The sequence below is a fragment of the Mesorhizobium sp. M0626 genome, assembly GCF_040320665.1.
Classification (GTDB): domain Bacteria; phylum Pseudomonadota; class Alphaproteobacteria; order Rhizobiales; family Rhizobiaceae; genus Mesorhizobium.
Map to the genome: position 1 here is coordinate 105,893 of NZ_JAMYQD010000008.1, position 14,530 is coordinate 120,422.

11 protein-coding genes and 1 pseudogene are annotated in these 14,530 nt (G+C 62.1%); 11 read left to right on the plus strand and 1 reads right to left on the minus strand.

Going from position 1 to position 14,530, the window contains the following annotated elements; all coding sequences use genetic code 11:
• Positions 1-11: 11 nt before the first annotated feature.
• The 6 genes from exoK to NKI37_RS11830 all read left to right on the plus strand — a co-directional run bounded on the left by exoK (position 12) and on the right by NKI37_RS11830 (position 7,725).
• Positions 12-911: an endo-1,3-1,4-beta-glycanase ExoK gene (gene exoK, locus NKI37_RS11805; protein ID WP_023668806.1), complete on the plus strand. Its 900-nt coding sequence runs from the start codon at positions 12-14 to the stop codon at positions 909-911.
• Between the two features lie 55 nt (positions 912-966).
• Positions 967-2,298, plus strand: coding sequence for a UDP-glucose dehydrogenase family protein (locus tag NKI37_RS11810; RefSeq protein ID WP_023668805.1), 1,332 nt, complete (start codon positions 967-969; stop codon positions 2,296-2,298).
• 31 nt (positions 2,299-2,329) lie between these two features.
• Positions 2,330-3,409 carry a glycosyltransferase gene (locus NKI37_RS11815; protein WP_023668804.1) on the plus strand — a complete coding sequence of 360 codons (1,080 nt, stop codon included), beginning with the start codon at positions 2,330-2,332 and terminating at the stop codon, positions 3,407-3,409.
• 223 nt (positions 3,410-3,632) lie between these two features.
• Entirely contained in the window at positions 3,633-4,874 is a 1,242-nt protein-coding gene (locus NKI37_RS11820) for a glycosyltransferase (protein WP_352790823.1), read from the plus strand.
• A gap of 221 nt (positions 4,875-5,095) precedes the next feature.
• Positions 5,096-6,265: a glycosyltransferase gene (locus tag NKI37_RS11825; protein ID WP_023736209.1), complete on the plus strand. Its 1,170-nt coding sequence runs from the start codon at positions 5,096-5,098 to the stop codon at positions 6,263-6,265.
• The gene (locus NKI37_RS11830) at positions 6,262-7,725 is read left to right on the plus strand and encodes a lipopolysaccharide biosynthesis protein (protein ID WP_023684224.1); all 1,464 of its coding nucleotides are present in this window, start codon (positions 6,262-6,264) and stop codon (positions 7,723-7,725) included. Before NKI37_RS11825 ends, NKI37_RS11830 begins: the two co-directional genes overlap by 4 nt.
• 225 nt (positions 7,726-7,950) lie before the next feature.
• Here NKI37_RS11830 and NKI37_RS11835 read toward each other — a convergent pair.
• Positions 7,951-9,117 (minus strand): annotated as a pseudogene (locus tag NKI37_RS11835) (polysaccharide pyruvyl transferase family protein); the annotation flags it as partial.
• A 177-nt stretch (positions 9,118-9,294) separates the two neighbouring features.
• On the opposite strand from NKI37_RS11835, the gene NKI37_RS11840 reads away from it, so the two are divergent.
• The 5 genes from NKI37_RS11840 to galU all read left to right on the plus strand — a co-directional run bounded on the left by NKI37_RS11840 (position 9,295) and on the right by galU (position 14,363).
• Complete coding sequence (locus NKI37_RS11840) at positions 9,295-10,467, plus strand: glycosyltransferase (RefSeq protein WP_352790821.1); 1,173 nt, start codon at positions 9,295-9,297, stop codon at positions 10,465-10,467.
• 44 nt (positions 10,468-10,511) lie between these two features.
• Positions 10,512-11,507, plus strand: a complete 996-nt coding sequence (locus tag NKI37_RS11845; protein ID WP_352790819.1) for a glycosyltransferase family 2 protein — start codon at positions 10,512-10,514, stop codon at positions 11,505-11,507.
• Positions 11,504-12,451, plus strand: coding sequence for a glycosyltransferase family 2 protein (locus tag NKI37_RS11850; RefSeq protein ID WP_352790817.1), 948 nt, complete (start codon positions 11,504-11,506; stop codon positions 12,449-12,451). The genes NKI37_RS11845 and NKI37_RS11850 overlap by 4 nt, the downstream gene beginning before the upstream one ends.
• Positions 12,441-13,391 (plus strand): glycosyltransferase family 2 protein, encoded by a 951-nt coding sequence (locus NKI37_RS11855; protein WP_352790816.1) that lies wholly within the window; start codon positions 12,441-12,443, stop codon positions 13,389-13,391. Before NKI37_RS11850 ends, NKI37_RS11855 begins: the two co-directional genes overlap by 11 nt.
• 75 nt (positions 13,392-13,466) lie before the next feature.
• Positions 13,467-14,363: a UTP--glucose-1-phosphate uridylyltransferase GalU gene (galU, locus tag NKI37_RS11860; protein WP_023668795.1), complete on the plus strand. Its 897-nt coding sequence runs from the start codon at positions 13,467-13,469 to the stop codon at positions 14,361-14,363.
• The last annotated feature ends 167 nt before the right edge of the window (positions 14,364-14,530 follow it).

Consider the following 14,530-nt stretch of genomic DNA (forward strand, 5'->3'; position numbering starts at 1 on the left):
GGTGAATTGATATGAACGCAGATCCGAAGACGACGCCCATGGCGGCAATCGATGCCATGATTTCGACGCGGCCAAATCGGCCAATGCGTCTTGTAAACCCAACGCGTCTTCTATCCGTTGGTGCGCTTCTGTTGGCGGCAGCCGCAGCTCTGCTCGGCGCCGCCCACCCCTCCCGCGCCCAGGACGCCTCCCCGGAGATGCAAAGCGCACCGTCCTTCGTCGACGATTTCAAGAGTTTCGATCGTTCGCGCTGGTATGTCTCCGACGGTTGGTCGAACGGCAATCACCAGAACTGCACCTGGTCGAAAAGCCTGGTAAAATTTTCCGACAACATGCTGACGCTCGGCTTCGAAAAGCGCAAACTGAAGGACCGCGAGTTCGCCTGCGCCGAGATCCAGACCAAGCAGCGCTTCGGCTATGGGACCTATGAAGCACGGATGAAGACCGACACCGGATCCGGTCTCAACGCCGCTTTCTTCACCTATATCGGCCCTGCCGACAAACAGCCCTGGTATGAGATCGACTTCGAGGTGCTGACCAAGGATACATCCAAGGTGCAGGTCAACAGCTACATCGCCGGCAAGCCCAAGAACGAGAAGCTGGCCGAGGTCGAAGGCGGCGCCGACAAGGGCTTCAACGACTATGCCTTTATCTGGGAAAAGGACCGGCTGCGCTGGTACGTCAACGGCAAGCTGGTCCAGGAAGTGACCAATCCCGAGCAATTGCCGACCCACTCGCAGAAGATATTCTTCAGCCTCTGGGGCAGCGACACGCTGAAAAACTGGATGGGCGCCTTTTCCGACCCCGGCCGCCAGGTGACGATGCAGGTGCAGCGCGTCGCCTTCACCGCGCTCGGCCAGCCGTGCCAGTTTCCGGAATCGCTGGCATGCAGTGTAAGCAGCATAAAGTAGATCTGAACCGGCCCGGCTATATAAGGCCAAAGGGCGTGAACAGGAATTAACCCGAATGAATTTGACGGTCTTTGGAATTGGCTATGTCGGTCTCGTGCAGGCCGCGGTGCTGGCGGAGGTCGGGCACCAGGTGGTGTGCGTCGATGTCGATGAAAAGAAGGTCGAGCGGCTCAACCAGGGCCTGGTGCCGATTTTCGAACCGGGACTGGAGGCCCTGGTCAAGGAGAACCACGCCGCCGGCCGCATCAAGTTCACCACCGATGCCGCCGCCGGCGTCAAGCATGGCGAGATCCAGATGATTGCGGTCGGCACGCCACCCGGCGAAGATGGTTCGGCCGACCTCAAATATGTGCTGGCGGTGGCCGAGACCATCGGCCGCGAGATGGACGGTCCCAAGATCGTCGTCGGCAAGTCGACCGTGCCGGTCGGCACCTGCGAAAAGGTGAAGGCCAAAATCGCCGCGACGCTGAAGGCGCGCGGGCGCCAGGACCTGGCTTTCGACGTCGCTTCCAATCCTGAGTTCCTCAAGGAGGGTTCCGCCGTCGCCGACTGCATGAAGCCTGACCGCATCATTGTCGGCACCAACAGCGAGGGCACCGAGGCGGTGATGCGGGAGCTCTACGCGCCGTTCAACCGCAACCACGAGAAGATGATCGTGATGGACGTGCGCAGCGCCGAATTCACGAAGTACGCCGCCAACTGCATGCTGGCGACCAAGATCTCCTTCATGAACGAAATGGCCAATTTGGCCGAGCAGCTCGGCGCCGACATCGAGGAGGTACGCAAGGGCATCGGCTCGGATCCGCGCATCGGCTACCACTTCATCTATCCCGGCCTCGGCTATGGCGGTTCGTGCTTTCCCAAGGATGTCCGCGCGCTGATCAAGACCGCCGAAGGTGTCAAGTTCGACGCCAAGCTGCTGCGCGCCGTGGAGGAGCGCAACAATGCCCAGAAGTCGGTGCTGTTCGACAAGGTGCACCGTTATTTCAAGGGCAGTCTCAAGGGCAAGACCTTCGCGCTCTGGGGCCTCGCCTTCAAGCCCAACACCGACGACATGCGCGAGGCGCCGGCGCGCGTCCTGATGGAGGCGCTGTGGCAGGCCGGCGCCAATGTGCAGGCCTACGACCCCGAGGCGATGCAGGAATGCCAGGCCATCTACGGCCTGCGCGACGACCTTTTGTTGTGCGGCACCAAGGAGGCGGCACTGCGCGGCGCCGACGCGTTGCTGATCGCCACCGAATGGAAGAGTTTCCGCGCCCCGTCCTTCGACGCGGTGAAGGATGCCCTGACCACGCCGGTCATCTTCGATGGCCGTAACCTCTATGATCCCAAGGTCATCGCCCGTCACGGCATCGAGTATTTCTCGATCGGCAGGATGGCGGCGTGAAGGCAGGGCGGCACAACGCGGAGCCAGGTTCATGAAAGTTCTGTTTGCAGGCGGCACCGGCTACACGCCGCAATTCAGCGGGGGCGTCCAGTCGAGCACCCACCACCTGGTCGAGCAATTGCGCGAAAACGGTCACGAGGCATCCGTTCTGGCAGCGCTGTTCGGCGACGGCATGTTCGGCTTCAGGGCGCGCGCCAAGATGAAGCTCCTTCGTCAGCGCGCGGTCATCGACAATTTCCCGGGCTATCCGGTTGTACGGGCGTGGTTCCCCTGGGAAGCGGCCGACTTCGCCGTCAAAAAGTTGAGGCCGGATGTCGCGGTCGTGCAGTGCCACAATTCGGTGCCGATCGGCAGAGAGCTGCAGAGGCTTGGCGTGCCGCTGACCGTCTATCTGAGGAATGTCGAATTCGACGAATTGGCCGGCGATCTGCGTGAGCTCCATTCGGCGGTCTATATCGCCAACTCCGAGTTCACCGCGCGCGCCTATAAGGCAAAATTCGATATCGATTCGACGGTTATTCCGCCGACCATCAATCCCGCGTTCTACAGCACACCGACGACCGGTGAATTTGTCACGCTCATCAATCCATATGAGGAAAAAGGCTTCGATCTTGCGGTGCGCATTGCCGCCGCCTGTCCCGAGATCCCGTTCCTGTTCGTCGAAAGCTGGAAGCTCGACGACGATCATCGAGCCCGGATCGAAGCAACAATCTCTCCCCTCCAGAACGTCAAGCTGGAAAGCCGCACCAGCGACATGAAGACGGTCTACGGCCGCACGAAAATCCTGCTTGCGCCCAGCAAATGGGAAGAAGCCTGGGGCCGGGTGGCCTCGGAAGCGCATTGTAGTGGCATTCCCGTGGTCGGCTCGCGGCGCGGCGGTCTGCCGGAAGCGATCGGCGCCGGCGGCGTGGTACTGGACTACGACGCCCCGCTCGCCGACTGGGTCGCAACGATCAGGCGGCTGTGGAGCGATGAGGCCGAGTACAAGCGGCTGTCAGCGACAGCACGTCAGTTTTCGGAGCGGCGGCAGATGAACCCCGACAGCCAGTTTGCAACGTTCATGGGCGTTCTCGACCGCGCAAGACGTGTCGGTTTGGAGCGCGCAGCCTAAACGCGTCGTGTTGCATTTCAGCTGAGACGCTGCACGACCGTGGTCGCGCAAAGTTCCCGTTAGCCAGGTCCAGGCGTCGTGCGCCCGTCCGGATCACTTTTAATTGCTGCAGTGCAATATTTTGTGGCACTGCAGCAATCAACGTGTATTCTGCCTGTCTACATTAGGGCTTGTGCGATATGGACCGCTTGGTCCGAGCAAGCCCCAACCTTATGGGCGGGTCATGCGCGTGAGCTTTGTCGTCGGCGAATTCCCTCTGCTTTCGGAAACCTTCGTCGTGGACCAGATGGCTGGGCTGCTGGCGCGGGGCTTTCAGGTCGAAGTGGTCTGCGAAAAGATGCAAGGTGACCACCGAATTGACCGGCAAAGCGAGCCGATGGCGACGCTGCTCGCCAGAACCCGACATTGGTGGCGATGGGCCGCTGTAATCAGCAAATTTGTACAGCGTCTGCCGCCGCGTCTGCGATACAAGGCCTCGACCGTTCTCGACATCGCCTTTGCACGCCGCCTGAACCGCTGCGACGTGATTGTCGCCCACTTCGGACAGAACGGCGAGAGAGCAGCCGCACTGAAGAAATGGAAGGTGCTCAAACCACCGATCATAACCATCTTTCACGGCGCGGACGTGGCGATCCCGGCGCGGCAGGCAGTGCTCGCGACACAATATGCCGGGCTGACCAAGCATGGGACCCTGAACCTGCCCGTCAACGATTATTTCCGCACGATGCTGCTGGAAGCCGGCCTGTCCCAGGCGAGCACGACGGTCCACCATATGGGAATTGACACCCGCGAAATCGGCTATCGCTGGGAATCGTGGGAAGGCACCCAACTGGTCGTGACGACGGTTTGCCGCCTGGTCGAAAAGAAAGGCGTCGAGTTCGCCTTGCGAGCCCTGGCCTCCCTCAAGGCCTCCCAGCCGCAGCTAGACTGGCGTTACGACATTGTTGGCGACGGTCCTCTGCGGATGAATCTGGAGAAGCTGGCCGTAGAGCTGGGCTTGGCTGGTCGCGTAACATTCCTCGGCAGCCTCCCTCACGCAGAGGTGAAAAGACGGCTTCGCATGGCGCATCTCTTTTTGCTGCCAAGTATCACTGCCAGCGACGGGGATATGGAAGGCATTCCGGTCGCGCTCATGGAGGCCATGGCCGCCGGATTGATTGCGGTCAGCACGTATCATTCGGGAATCCCGGAGCTCATCAAGGATGGGGAGACGGGGTTGCTTGCGCCCGAGCGAGATATTTCAGCGCTTGCCGGCAAGCTTACCTGGGCCGCGGAGCACCCGACCGAATGCGAGCGTATCGCGCTTGCCGCACGCCGCAAAGTCGAGGAGGACTTCAACGCAGATGTTCTGAATGAACGTTTTGCGCAGATCGTTACCCAACTGGCCACATCGAGCCCTGCGCATGCACCCACCGGTCATGTCGGCGTTTCCGAGGGCTTGGCGGATCCTTCATCTGCCGGCTGACACTGCTCCTCTGCGTTTGATCGGCAGGCACGCCAAGCTGAGGGAAATCTTGCTACACTGCACCAAAAATGTTGCAGTGCAGCAAGACCTGTACTAACGTTCCTGCGGGTGGGCCAACAGCGGTAGAGTTCCATGCTGCATGTCTTGTGCTTCCGCCACCCTGTCTTCGGCCCGGCTTTTGTCAAAGGGACACCGGCTCCCCGGACGAGCGCATCCTGCCGATGAAGATCTGCTTTGTAGTCGACAAGTTTCCCTCATTGTCCGAAACCTTTGTTCTCGACCAGATAGCCGGATGCCTTGAGCGCGGCATGGAAGTCGGCGTCGTCTGCAACGAGACGTCCTTCGGCAGGGACAGCAACATCGATGATCCGCGCTGGCAGGCGTTGCCAGGAAAGGTCGTATGCTGGTGGGGTGGCCTGGGTCGCTATCGCCCGCTGCTCAGGAAGTGGTCCGGCAGGTTCTGGGACAAGCTCTCGACCGCCATCGACATTGCTCATGCGCGAAAACTGCAGGGCGCCGACGTCATCGTTGCCCATTTCGGCAACAACGGCATGCGCGTGGCCCGCGCGATCAAGCGCGGGAGGATTTCCGCTCCCCTGGTGACGATATTTCACGGCCGTGATGTCGGCGAACCGCTGCATGACAATACGCTCGCGCGCTACAAGATTGTGTTCGAAAAGGGCGTTCTTCAACTGCCGGTGAATGCGTTTTTCCGCGATGCCTTGATTGAGGTCGGTGCATCGCCGGAGCAGGTTGTGGTTCACCATATGGGGGTGCGGCCGAGTGACATCGACTATCGGTGGCGTTCATGGGAGCAGGCTACGCTCTCCTTCATCTCGGTCTGCCGCCTGACTGAAAAGAAGGGCATCGAATATGCGCTTCGCGCGCTTGCTGGCCTGCCGCGGCGAGACTGGATCTACTCGGTGATCGGCGGCGGAGAACTTCTCGAGCAGCTGAAGGGGATCGCCGCAGAGCTTGGCATTGCCGACAGGGTGAATTTTCTTGGGCCCCGGCCGCACAGCGAAGTCAAACAGCGTCTGCGCGATGCGCATGTGTTCCTGCTGCCCAGCGTCGGCGCCCGCGATGGCGATCTGGAAGGCATTCCGGTTTCCCTGATGGAAGCGATGGCCGCCGGCCTGACGGTGGTCAGCACGTATCATTCCGGGATCCCTGAACTGATCGATGATCACAAGACGGGTTTTCTCGTGGCTGAGCGGGACGTTGCGGCGCTGACCGGAAAGCTTGCCTGGATCGCCGAGAATCCGAAGCCGTGTGAAGAGATCGCTCTCGCAGCGCGCAAGAAGATCGAGGCCGAGTTCAACTCCGATCTGCTGAACCAACATTTCGTGGAAATCGCCATGCGGCTTGGCGAAACGAGGTCGCTTGCATGAACGCCAATCCGCCCCCCCAGTTCGGTCGTGTCGCCCTGCGCGGCGGGCTGGTAACCATCGGCGCCCAGGGCTTCAAGATGGCGATCCAGTTTCTCTCCGTCATCGTGCTGGCCCGTCTGCTCGTCCCCGAGGATTTCGGTCTGGTGGCTTCCGTCGGGCCGATCGTGGCCTTCGTCGGGCTGCTTCAGAATCTGGGCCTGCAGCAGGCTGTGGTTCAGCGCAAGGACATCAGCAACCAGCAGCTCAACCAGGTGTTCTGGATCAGCGCGCTCGTCGGGCTGGGTAGTGCCGTGGTAGTGGCCGGCCTGGCGCCTGCCATCGCCGCGTTCTATGGCGATCAACGTATGTCCGGCATCACCCTTGGCTCCGCCCTGCCGCTGCTTCTCGGCAGTCTCGCCGCAGTGCCGCTGGCGTTGATGAACCGGCACCTGCAGTTCGGCCAGCTCGCACTGAACGACGTGATAAGCGCCGCCGCCGGACTTCTGGCCGCCGCGATCGCGGCCTATGCGGGGTTGGGCTACTGGTCGCTGGTCATCGGCCCGGCGGTTTCGGCAGCTATCGCCCTGGCTGCCGCCTGGCTGGTGGCGCGTTGGACGCCTTTGCGGCCGGACCTGAAGGTCGATGCCGATATATTGTCGTTCGGCGCCAACCTGACCGGCTTCAACCTCGCCAACTTCTTCTCGCGCAATCTCGACAACATTCTCATCGGAAAATATTCCGGGGCGATCGAACTCGGCTATTACGACCGCGCCTACAAGCTCCTGTTGTTCCCGCTTCAGAACATCAACCAGCCGCTTACACGGGTCATGGTGCCGCTGCTCAGCCGCATCCACGATGACAAGGCCCGCTTTCGCGATATCTATGTGCGCACCAACTGGATGCTGGCGGCCGTTACCATGCCGGGCATCGCGGCGCTGACGCTGACCTCCAATCAGATCGTCGGACTTCTCTTCGGCGCGGGCTGGGCACCGGTCGCACCGATCTTTGCCTGGCTGGGCATCGCCAGCCTGGTCCAGTCCGTTTCAAGCACGACGGGATGGATATTCATCTGTCAGGGCAAGACGAAGACCATGTTCCATTGGGGCATCTATTCGTCGCTGACGACCGTCGCTGCCTTCGTCGTTGGCCTGCACTGGGGCGCGGTCGGCGTTGCCGCGGCCTATGCCATCAGCGGTTACGTGCTGCGCGTTCCCGTGCTGGCGCTACTGGTCCATCGCGTCGGTCCGGTGACCGCCGCCGACTTCCTGCTCATGCAGGGGCTTTTCATCGCCTCGTCCCTGCTTGCCTGGTTCCTGTACCTGTGGTTGCCGGCGTCTCTAACGGGCCAGTCAGACCTGCTCGCGGTCTTTTTGGCGCTTGCCCTCAACTACGGCATCGGTCTCGTTTTCATGCTTGCCGTCCCGCAGTCGCGACGCGCTTTGTTCACCACCCTGTCCAACGCCGCGCGCAATATCCGCTGAGCGGCCGGCGATCAGCGGCGCCAGCAGGTTTGTGGCCGACATTGCCGAAGCATGTTCTTCGAGCACGGCCTGAAGGCTTGTCTTGCGATAGCGGTCGAGATTTCCCGCAAATCGGCCGAGCTTTTCGCGCGCCTCTTCGGGCGTCACGGTGTCGATGTCGAGCAGCACATCGTCGACACCGATTCGCTTGGCCACTTCCTTGGTTTTGAACTCGTAGGCGATCGGCAGCACCGGCGTGCCGACGCAAAGCGACATGATCATCATATGCATGCGCGTCGCGACGACGAAGTCGAAGCCCTTCACCAGCGCCATCAACTGGTCCGGCGTGTGGAACGAAGCGTCCACCGTTACGTGGCTGGCGATCTCAGGATCGAGCTCGGCAACGATGGCCTGTGCGGTCTTGGAATCGTCATGGGCATATTCCGGCACGCCCTGACACGTGGAGACGAAGGTCACCTCCTTGCCAAGGTCCCTGACAAGAATTGTGGCGATCTCGCGGACCGAATCCAGATAGCGGCGCATGCCGCCCTCACCGTCGCTGACGTAGTTCCAGTGGCGGACCGAAATAGCGACGCGGCCCGTCGACGCCGGCGGCTGGCTGGAAGCGAGACGCTTGCGGATCCTGTCGGTATCGGCCAACGCGAATACGGCATCGGCCACCACGTGGCACTTGCCGAGATCCTTCACCAAGTCCCGGATATGGGTCCGCGACCGTTCGTCGCGCAACAGGATGAGCGGACTGCGGTCAAAGATCGGGCCAAGCTCCTGGCGGTTGTAACTTTTGTCGAACGGACCGAGGGATTGCGTGAAGAAGACCGGATCTTTGCCAAATACGGCATCGAGCCTGAACTGATTGAGGCGTCGTTCGAGATTGTAGTTCTCGACGAGATAGGTTCCCCCTGTGGTGACCACCATGTCCGCGTCGGCGTAGATATCGAGACCGCGCCGGTCGCGATGGCTGAAAAAATTGCCTAGCGCGCTGCTGCCAAACCAGCGCAGAGCCTGGAGAACGAGCCGATTGTAGATCGGCTTGAACCGGTCCCTCAGCCCGCTGCCATTCTTGTATCGGAACAGGGATTCCGACAGCAGCTTATGAAATTCGAGGTCGGGATAATCCGTCTTCGGATAGAGTCGTTCCGCAACCTCGGGCTGGCTGTCGAAGACGGCAAACCGCACGTCGCCTTGCACGATCGTCTTGAGAATGTGGCGGATCGCCAGCAGAATCGCCGCATCCCCGGTATTCAGGCAGACTGTGTTTTCAACGACGATCTTCATGGGATACCTCATTTCGTCAGCAGATTCCGCGGCGGGGCCTGCGGTGCCTAGGACGGGCATGGCGACCGAAAACACCAACGCCAGGACGATCCCGATGCGGCTCGCGTCACAATTCATCGCTGCATCGGGCTGGGTGACCAGTCAGAGCGGCGCTCAAGCCCGACGGAGGGTAACGCATCAATTTTGCAGTGCAACAAAAAACGTGCACTTATGCTACGGCGCACCAAAAATGTTGCGATGCAGCAAAAGCTGGGTTAGCATTCCCGTGGGTGGGCCAACAGCGGTCGAGTTTTCATGCTGCATGTCTTGTACCTTGTGCACGATGTTTCCGACCCGGCCGTGCGCCGGCGGATCATAATGCTCAAGGCAGGCGGCGCGCGGGTCACGTTGGCCGGCTTCCGTCGGACCACAAATGCTGTTCCCGACGTCGAGGGGCTGCAGCCGGTCGACCTCGGCGCGACGCGTGACGGCCGATTCGGCCAGCGTCTGGCGGCGGTCGCCAAGGCGGCGCTGTCGATAGGCTCGAAGCTTGCGGCGATGCCGAAGCCCGACCTCATCATCGCGCGCAATCTGGAAATGCTGGCGCTGGCCAGGCGCGCCAAGGCCGCCTTTCGCGGCGGCGTGCCGATCGTCTACGAATGCCTCGACATCCATCGCCTGGTGCTGCGCAATGACATGCTGGGCAAAGCACTGCGCACAGCGGAGCGTTATCTCGCCCGCGACGTGAAGCTTCTGGTGACGAGCTCACCGGCCTTCATCGCCAATTATTTCAAGCCGTTCGGGCAGGTCGCCGCACCGGTGGAACTGGTCGAAAACAAATACTTCGAAACCGCGCCGATCGCCTTGGATGACAGGTCAAAGGCCGAAAACCCTGCAGCACCCCCGTGGCGCATCGGCTGGTTCGGCGCGCTGCGCTGCCGCCGCTCGCTGGAGCTGCTGGCCGACTTCACGCGCCGTCAGGGCGGGCGCTTCGAGGTCGTCCTCCGGGGCCGTCCGGCACTCTCGGAATTCCCGGATTTCCATGCTTTTGTCGAGGCCGAACCCTATCTCTCCTTTCGTGGCCCCTACCGCAACCCGGAAGACATGGCCGCGATCTACGGCGAAGTGCATTTTTCCTGGGCGATCGATTTCTTCGAGGAAGGGCAGAATTCGGAATGGTTGCTGCCTAACCGCCTCTATGAGGGCTGCCGCTTCGGCGCCGTACCGATCTCGATGGGCACTACCGAGACGGGGCGCTTTCTCAACCAGCAGGACATTGGCATCCTGCTTTCCGATGCCACGCCCGAAATCCTGGAAACCGCGCTCGGCCGCATGGACCAGGAGCACTTCGGCAAGGCCAAGGCGCGCGTGCTGGCCCGCAACCCACGAACCTGGAGCTACGACGGCAGCGACTGCCGCGCCTTTGTCGACAGGCTGCGCGGCCTTGCGGCGGTCCCCGGTCCCTTCGTGACCGAAGCGCTGGCTTAGCGATGGCTGATGATGGGAAAAATACAGAGTATGGGAAGGCGCCGATGACGCAAACCGAAGCGCTTCCGTCGAGCCTGATCGTCATTCCGTGCCTGAATGAGGCAGCCCATATCGGCGCGCTGCTCGAGCAGCTCAGGCCGGCAGCGCTAAGGCTCGGCGCCCGCATCGTCGTTGCCGATGGCGGCAGCACCGACGGCACTTTGGCCATTGTCGAAGCGGTTGCGGCCAAGGACCCTCAGGTCGTCCTCCTGCACAACCCAAAACGTATCCAGAGCGCGGCGATCAATCTCGCCGTCGCCAGCCTCGGTGACGGCGCCGAATACCTGATCCGCATCGATGCCCATGGCGGCTATCCCGCCGATTATTGCGACCGGCTGGTCGAGGAGGCGCTCGCCACTTCAGCCGATTCGGTCGTCGTCTCGATGCTGACCAGCGGCAGCGGCGCGGTGCAGAAAGCGGTCGCGGCGGCGCAGAATTCCAAGCTCGGCACCGGCGGCTCCAAGCACCGGCACCTCTCGGCCGGCGAATGGGTCGACCACGGCCATCACGCGCTGATCCGGATCTCGGCCTTCACCGCGGTCGGCGGCTATGACGAGACCTTCAGCCACAATGAGGATGCCGAACTCGACTACCGCCTGCGCCGGGCAGGCTACCGAATCTGGATGAGCGGCAAGACGCAGATGGTCTACTATCCGCGTTCGTCGCTGAAGGGCCTGTATTTCCAATATATCGGCTATGGCCGCGGCCGCGCCAAGAATGTGCTCAAGCACCGCATGATCCCGAAAGTTCGGCAGATGATCCCGCTGCTGGTGGCGCCGGTCGTCCTTCTCGCGGTATTTTCCTTTATCCACTGGCTGGCGGCGGTGCCGCTGCTGGTCTGGGCTTCGGTCTGTCTGGGCTACGGCGCTGTGACCGCCATCAGCCAGCGCAATCCCAACAATGTGCTGGCGGGCATTTCGGCGATGGTCATGCATTTCGGCTGGTCGCTCGGGTTTTGGCTGCAACTGCTCGGCTCGCGATCGCAGCGCGGGGTGGCATGATGGTCGCCGACAGCCGCCGAATCGACATCTGCGTCTGCACGTTCCGGCGGCCGGAACTGGCCGACACGCTGCGGTCGCTCGCTGCCATGGATATGCCTGCCGGTTTCGGCATCGGCGTCATCGTCGCCGACAATGACGACGAGCCGACCGCCGAGCCGCTGGTGACCGCGCTGGCGAGCGAATTGAAGCTCGTGGTCCGCTACCGGCACGCCCCGGCGCGCAACATCTCGGTCGCCCGCAACGCCTGTCTTGATGCCAGCACGGCCGATTTTCTCGCCTTCATCGACGACGATGAAACCGCCTCCCCGCAATGGCTGGCCAAACTGGTCGCTGCGGCAGAGACAATCGGCGCCGAGGCCGTGCTCGGTCCGGTGCGGGCGCTCTACCGCCCGGATGCGCCGGACTGGATGCGCAAGGGCGATTTTCATTCGACCTTGCCGGTCTGGGTGCAGGGCGAAATCCGCACCGGCTACACCTGCAACGTCCTTTTGAGGATGAGCGCCGACAGCTTGCGCGACCGGCGTTTCAGCCTGGCGCGCGGCCAGAGCGGCGGCGAGGACACCGAATTCTTCGACCGCATGGTCAAGGCCGGCGGTCGCATCGCCTTTGCGCCGGAGGCGTGGGTCGAGGAAGTCGTGCCGCGTTCGCGAGCCGCTTTCGACTGGCTGCGCCGCCGCCGCTTCCGCTTCGGCCAGACGCACGGCCACCTCATCGGCCATGACGCAGGCGTGATAGAGCGTGCGAAGGCTGTCTGCCTTGCCTCGGCCAAGGCCGCCTATTGCTTCGGCATGGCGGCGTTGACCGCGATCAGCCCGGTCCGCCGCAACCGCAGCGTGCTGCGCGGCATCATGCATGTCGGCGTCGTCAGCGGGCTGGTCGGTATCAGCGAAATTCGCCAATACGGCCTCACCTCCGCGCAGCAAGGGGGCAAGCGTGCAGCCTGACGTCTCCTTTGTCATCGCCGCCTACAATGCCGCGGCCACGCTCGGCCGGGCGATCGCAAGCGCCATGGCCCAGCGCGGTGTCAGCGTCGAAATCATCGTCGTCGACGACCAGTCGCGCGACAACACGCTCGACGTTGCAAGAGCCTATCCCGAAGATGTCGTCAAAGTGGTTGCGCTGCCGGCAAATCGTGGCCCTGGCGGCGCCAGGAATGCCGGGCTCGAACTGGCTTCCGGCCGCTGGGTTGCGGTGCTCGATTCCGACGATGCCGTCCTGCCCGGGCGGCTTTCCGCCATGATCGCGCGGGCCGAAAGCGCGGGCGCTGTGATCGCCGTCGACAACCTCCAGGTGGTGCGCGAGGACGGCATTGCCGAAGCGACGATGTTTCCCGCCGAATATCTGGAGGGCCTGCGTGAAATCACGCTCGCCGACTACATCGCTGGCAACACCGTTTTCGAGTCCACGTTCAACTTTGGCTATCTCAAGCCGATCTTCCAGCGCCGTTTCCTGATCGAAAACGGGCTTCGCTATGATGAAAGTCTGAGCATAGGCGAGGATTACATCCTGCTCGCCAACGCGCTGGCCAAGGGCGGAAAATGCGTCGTCGAGCCGACGACCGGCTATATCTACCATATCCGCACGGGCTCGATCTCGCGCGTGCTCGAGCTTCACCATATCGAGGCGATGCGCAAGGCCGACGCGGTCTTCGCCGAGACCAATTCCATGGACGCTGCTGCTGCGGCCGCCTTCGCCAAACGCGCCCGCAGCCTGCGCAAGGCGGCATCGTTCCTGTCGCTGGTCCAGCACATCAAGGCGCGTTCGCCGTTGAAAGCGATACGCACCGCGCTAAGTGATCCGGCGGCTGTCAGGCACATGTCGATGCCGATCGCCGTCCGCCTCAAAAGGGTGGCGGCGCAGTTTGCCGTCGGCGCGGAGAGGTAAGGAGGGCGAGTACATGAAGACGTTTGTTCGTGGCCTGCAACAGGCTGAAATCGATCTGCTCAGAAGGAATTTGCGATGAAGAAAATCAGGAAGGCAGTCATCCCTGTGGCGGGGCTTGGAACACGGTTCCTGCCGGCAACCAAGTCGATTCCGAAGGAGATGCTGCCCGTGGTCGACCGGCCGGTCGTCCAATATGCGGTAGACGAGGCCTTCGAAGCCGGCATCGAGCACATCGTGTTCGTCACCGGCCGCAACAAGGCTGTCATCGAGGACTACTTCGACCTGCACCCCGAACTGATTGGAACGCTCGAACAAACCGGCAAGAAGACCCAGCTGGAGGCGCTCGAAAGCATGCTGCCTGTGGCCGGCGCCACCAGCTTCATCCGCCAGCAGTCGCCACATGGTCTCGGCCATGCGGTGTGGTGCGCACGCGAAGTCATCGGCGACGAGCCCTTCGCCCTGCTGCTCCCCGATATGGTGTCGTTCGGTCGCCGAGGTTGCCTGGCTGAAACAGTCGATCTCTATCAGCAGACCGGCGGCAATGTGATCGCCGTCGAGCGCTGTGATCCCAGCGAGACCAGCAAATACGGCATCGTCGGGCGCGGCGCCGAGACAGGCAGCGGCTTCGAGGTGACGGCCATGGTCGAAAAGCCGGCGCCGGCCAATGCGCCGTCGAACTATTACATCAACGGCCGCTACATCCTGCAGCCCGAGATCTTCTCGCTGCTGGGCAACCAGCAGCGCGGCGCCGGCAACGAAATCCAGCTTACTGATGCCATGGTGCGGCTGGCGAAAAGCCAGTCTTTCTTTGCCCAGCCTTTCAATGGCCGCATGTTCGACTGCGGCTCCAAGGAAGGCTTCATAGAGGCGACCATCGCCTTCGCGCTGGCGCGCGACGACATGAAGGGACCTGTGCTGGAAATGCTGCAGGCGTTCGTGCGGTCGCATGAGCGTCAGGAAGTGGCCGCATAATGCCCATCTTTCGAGGGCATATGCGTTTGGACGATGGCGCGGCTCATGCCTGCACGCCTGGCCGCTCAGGCCCGGCGCCCGATGGCATGAAGCTTGCGTTGCATATCTTGCCCCCGATCTCCGCAGCTTCGGACGAGGTGGGACCTGACCCGTCTCGCTCCGGCGCC

What these genes read in the sequence shown, in the direction of transcription:
- galU (WP_023668795.1), top strand. Translation starts at nt 13,467, where the DNA reads ATGAAGAAAATCAGGAAGGCAGTCATCCCTGTGGCGGGGCTTGGAACA.
- NKI37_RS11810 (WP_023668805.1), top strand. Translation starts at nt 967, where the DNA reads ATGAATTTGACGGTCTTTGGAATTGGCTATGTCGGTCTCGTGCAGGCC.
- NKI37_RS11830 (WP_023684224.1), top strand. Translation starts at nt 6,262, where the DNA reads ATGAACGCCAATCCGCCCCCCCAGTTCGGTCGTGTCGCCCTGCGCGGC.
- NKI37_RS11840 (WP_352790821.1), top strand. Translation starts at nt 9,295, where the DNA reads ATGCTGCATGTCTTGTACCTTGTGCACGATGTTTCCGACCCGGCCGTG.
- NKI37_RS11845 (WP_352790819.1), top strand. Translation starts at nt 10,512, where the DNA reads ATGACGCAAACCGAAGCGCTTCCGTCGAGCCTGATCGTCATTCCGTGC.
- NKI37_RS11850 (WP_352790817.1), top strand. Translation starts at nt 11,504, where the DNA reads ATGATGGTCGCCGACAGCCGCCGAATCGACATCTGCGTCTGCACGTTC.
- exoK (WP_023668806.1), top strand. Translation starts at nt 12, where the DNA reads ATGAACGCAGATCCGAAGACGACGCCCATGGCGGCAATCGATGCCATG.
- NKI37_RS11825 (WP_023736209.1), top strand. Translation starts at nt 5,096, where the DNA reads ATGAAGATCTGCTTTGTAGTCGACAAGTTTCCCTCATTGTCCGAAACC.
- NKI37_RS11815 (WP_023668804.1), top strand. Translation starts at nt 2,330, where the DNA reads ATGAAAGTTCTGTTTGCAGGCGGCACCGGCTACACGCCGCAATTCAGC.
- NKI37_RS11820 (WP_352790823.1), top strand. Translation starts at nt 3,633, where the DNA reads ATGCGCGTGAGCTTTGTCGTCGGCGAATTCCCTCTGCTTTCGGAAACC.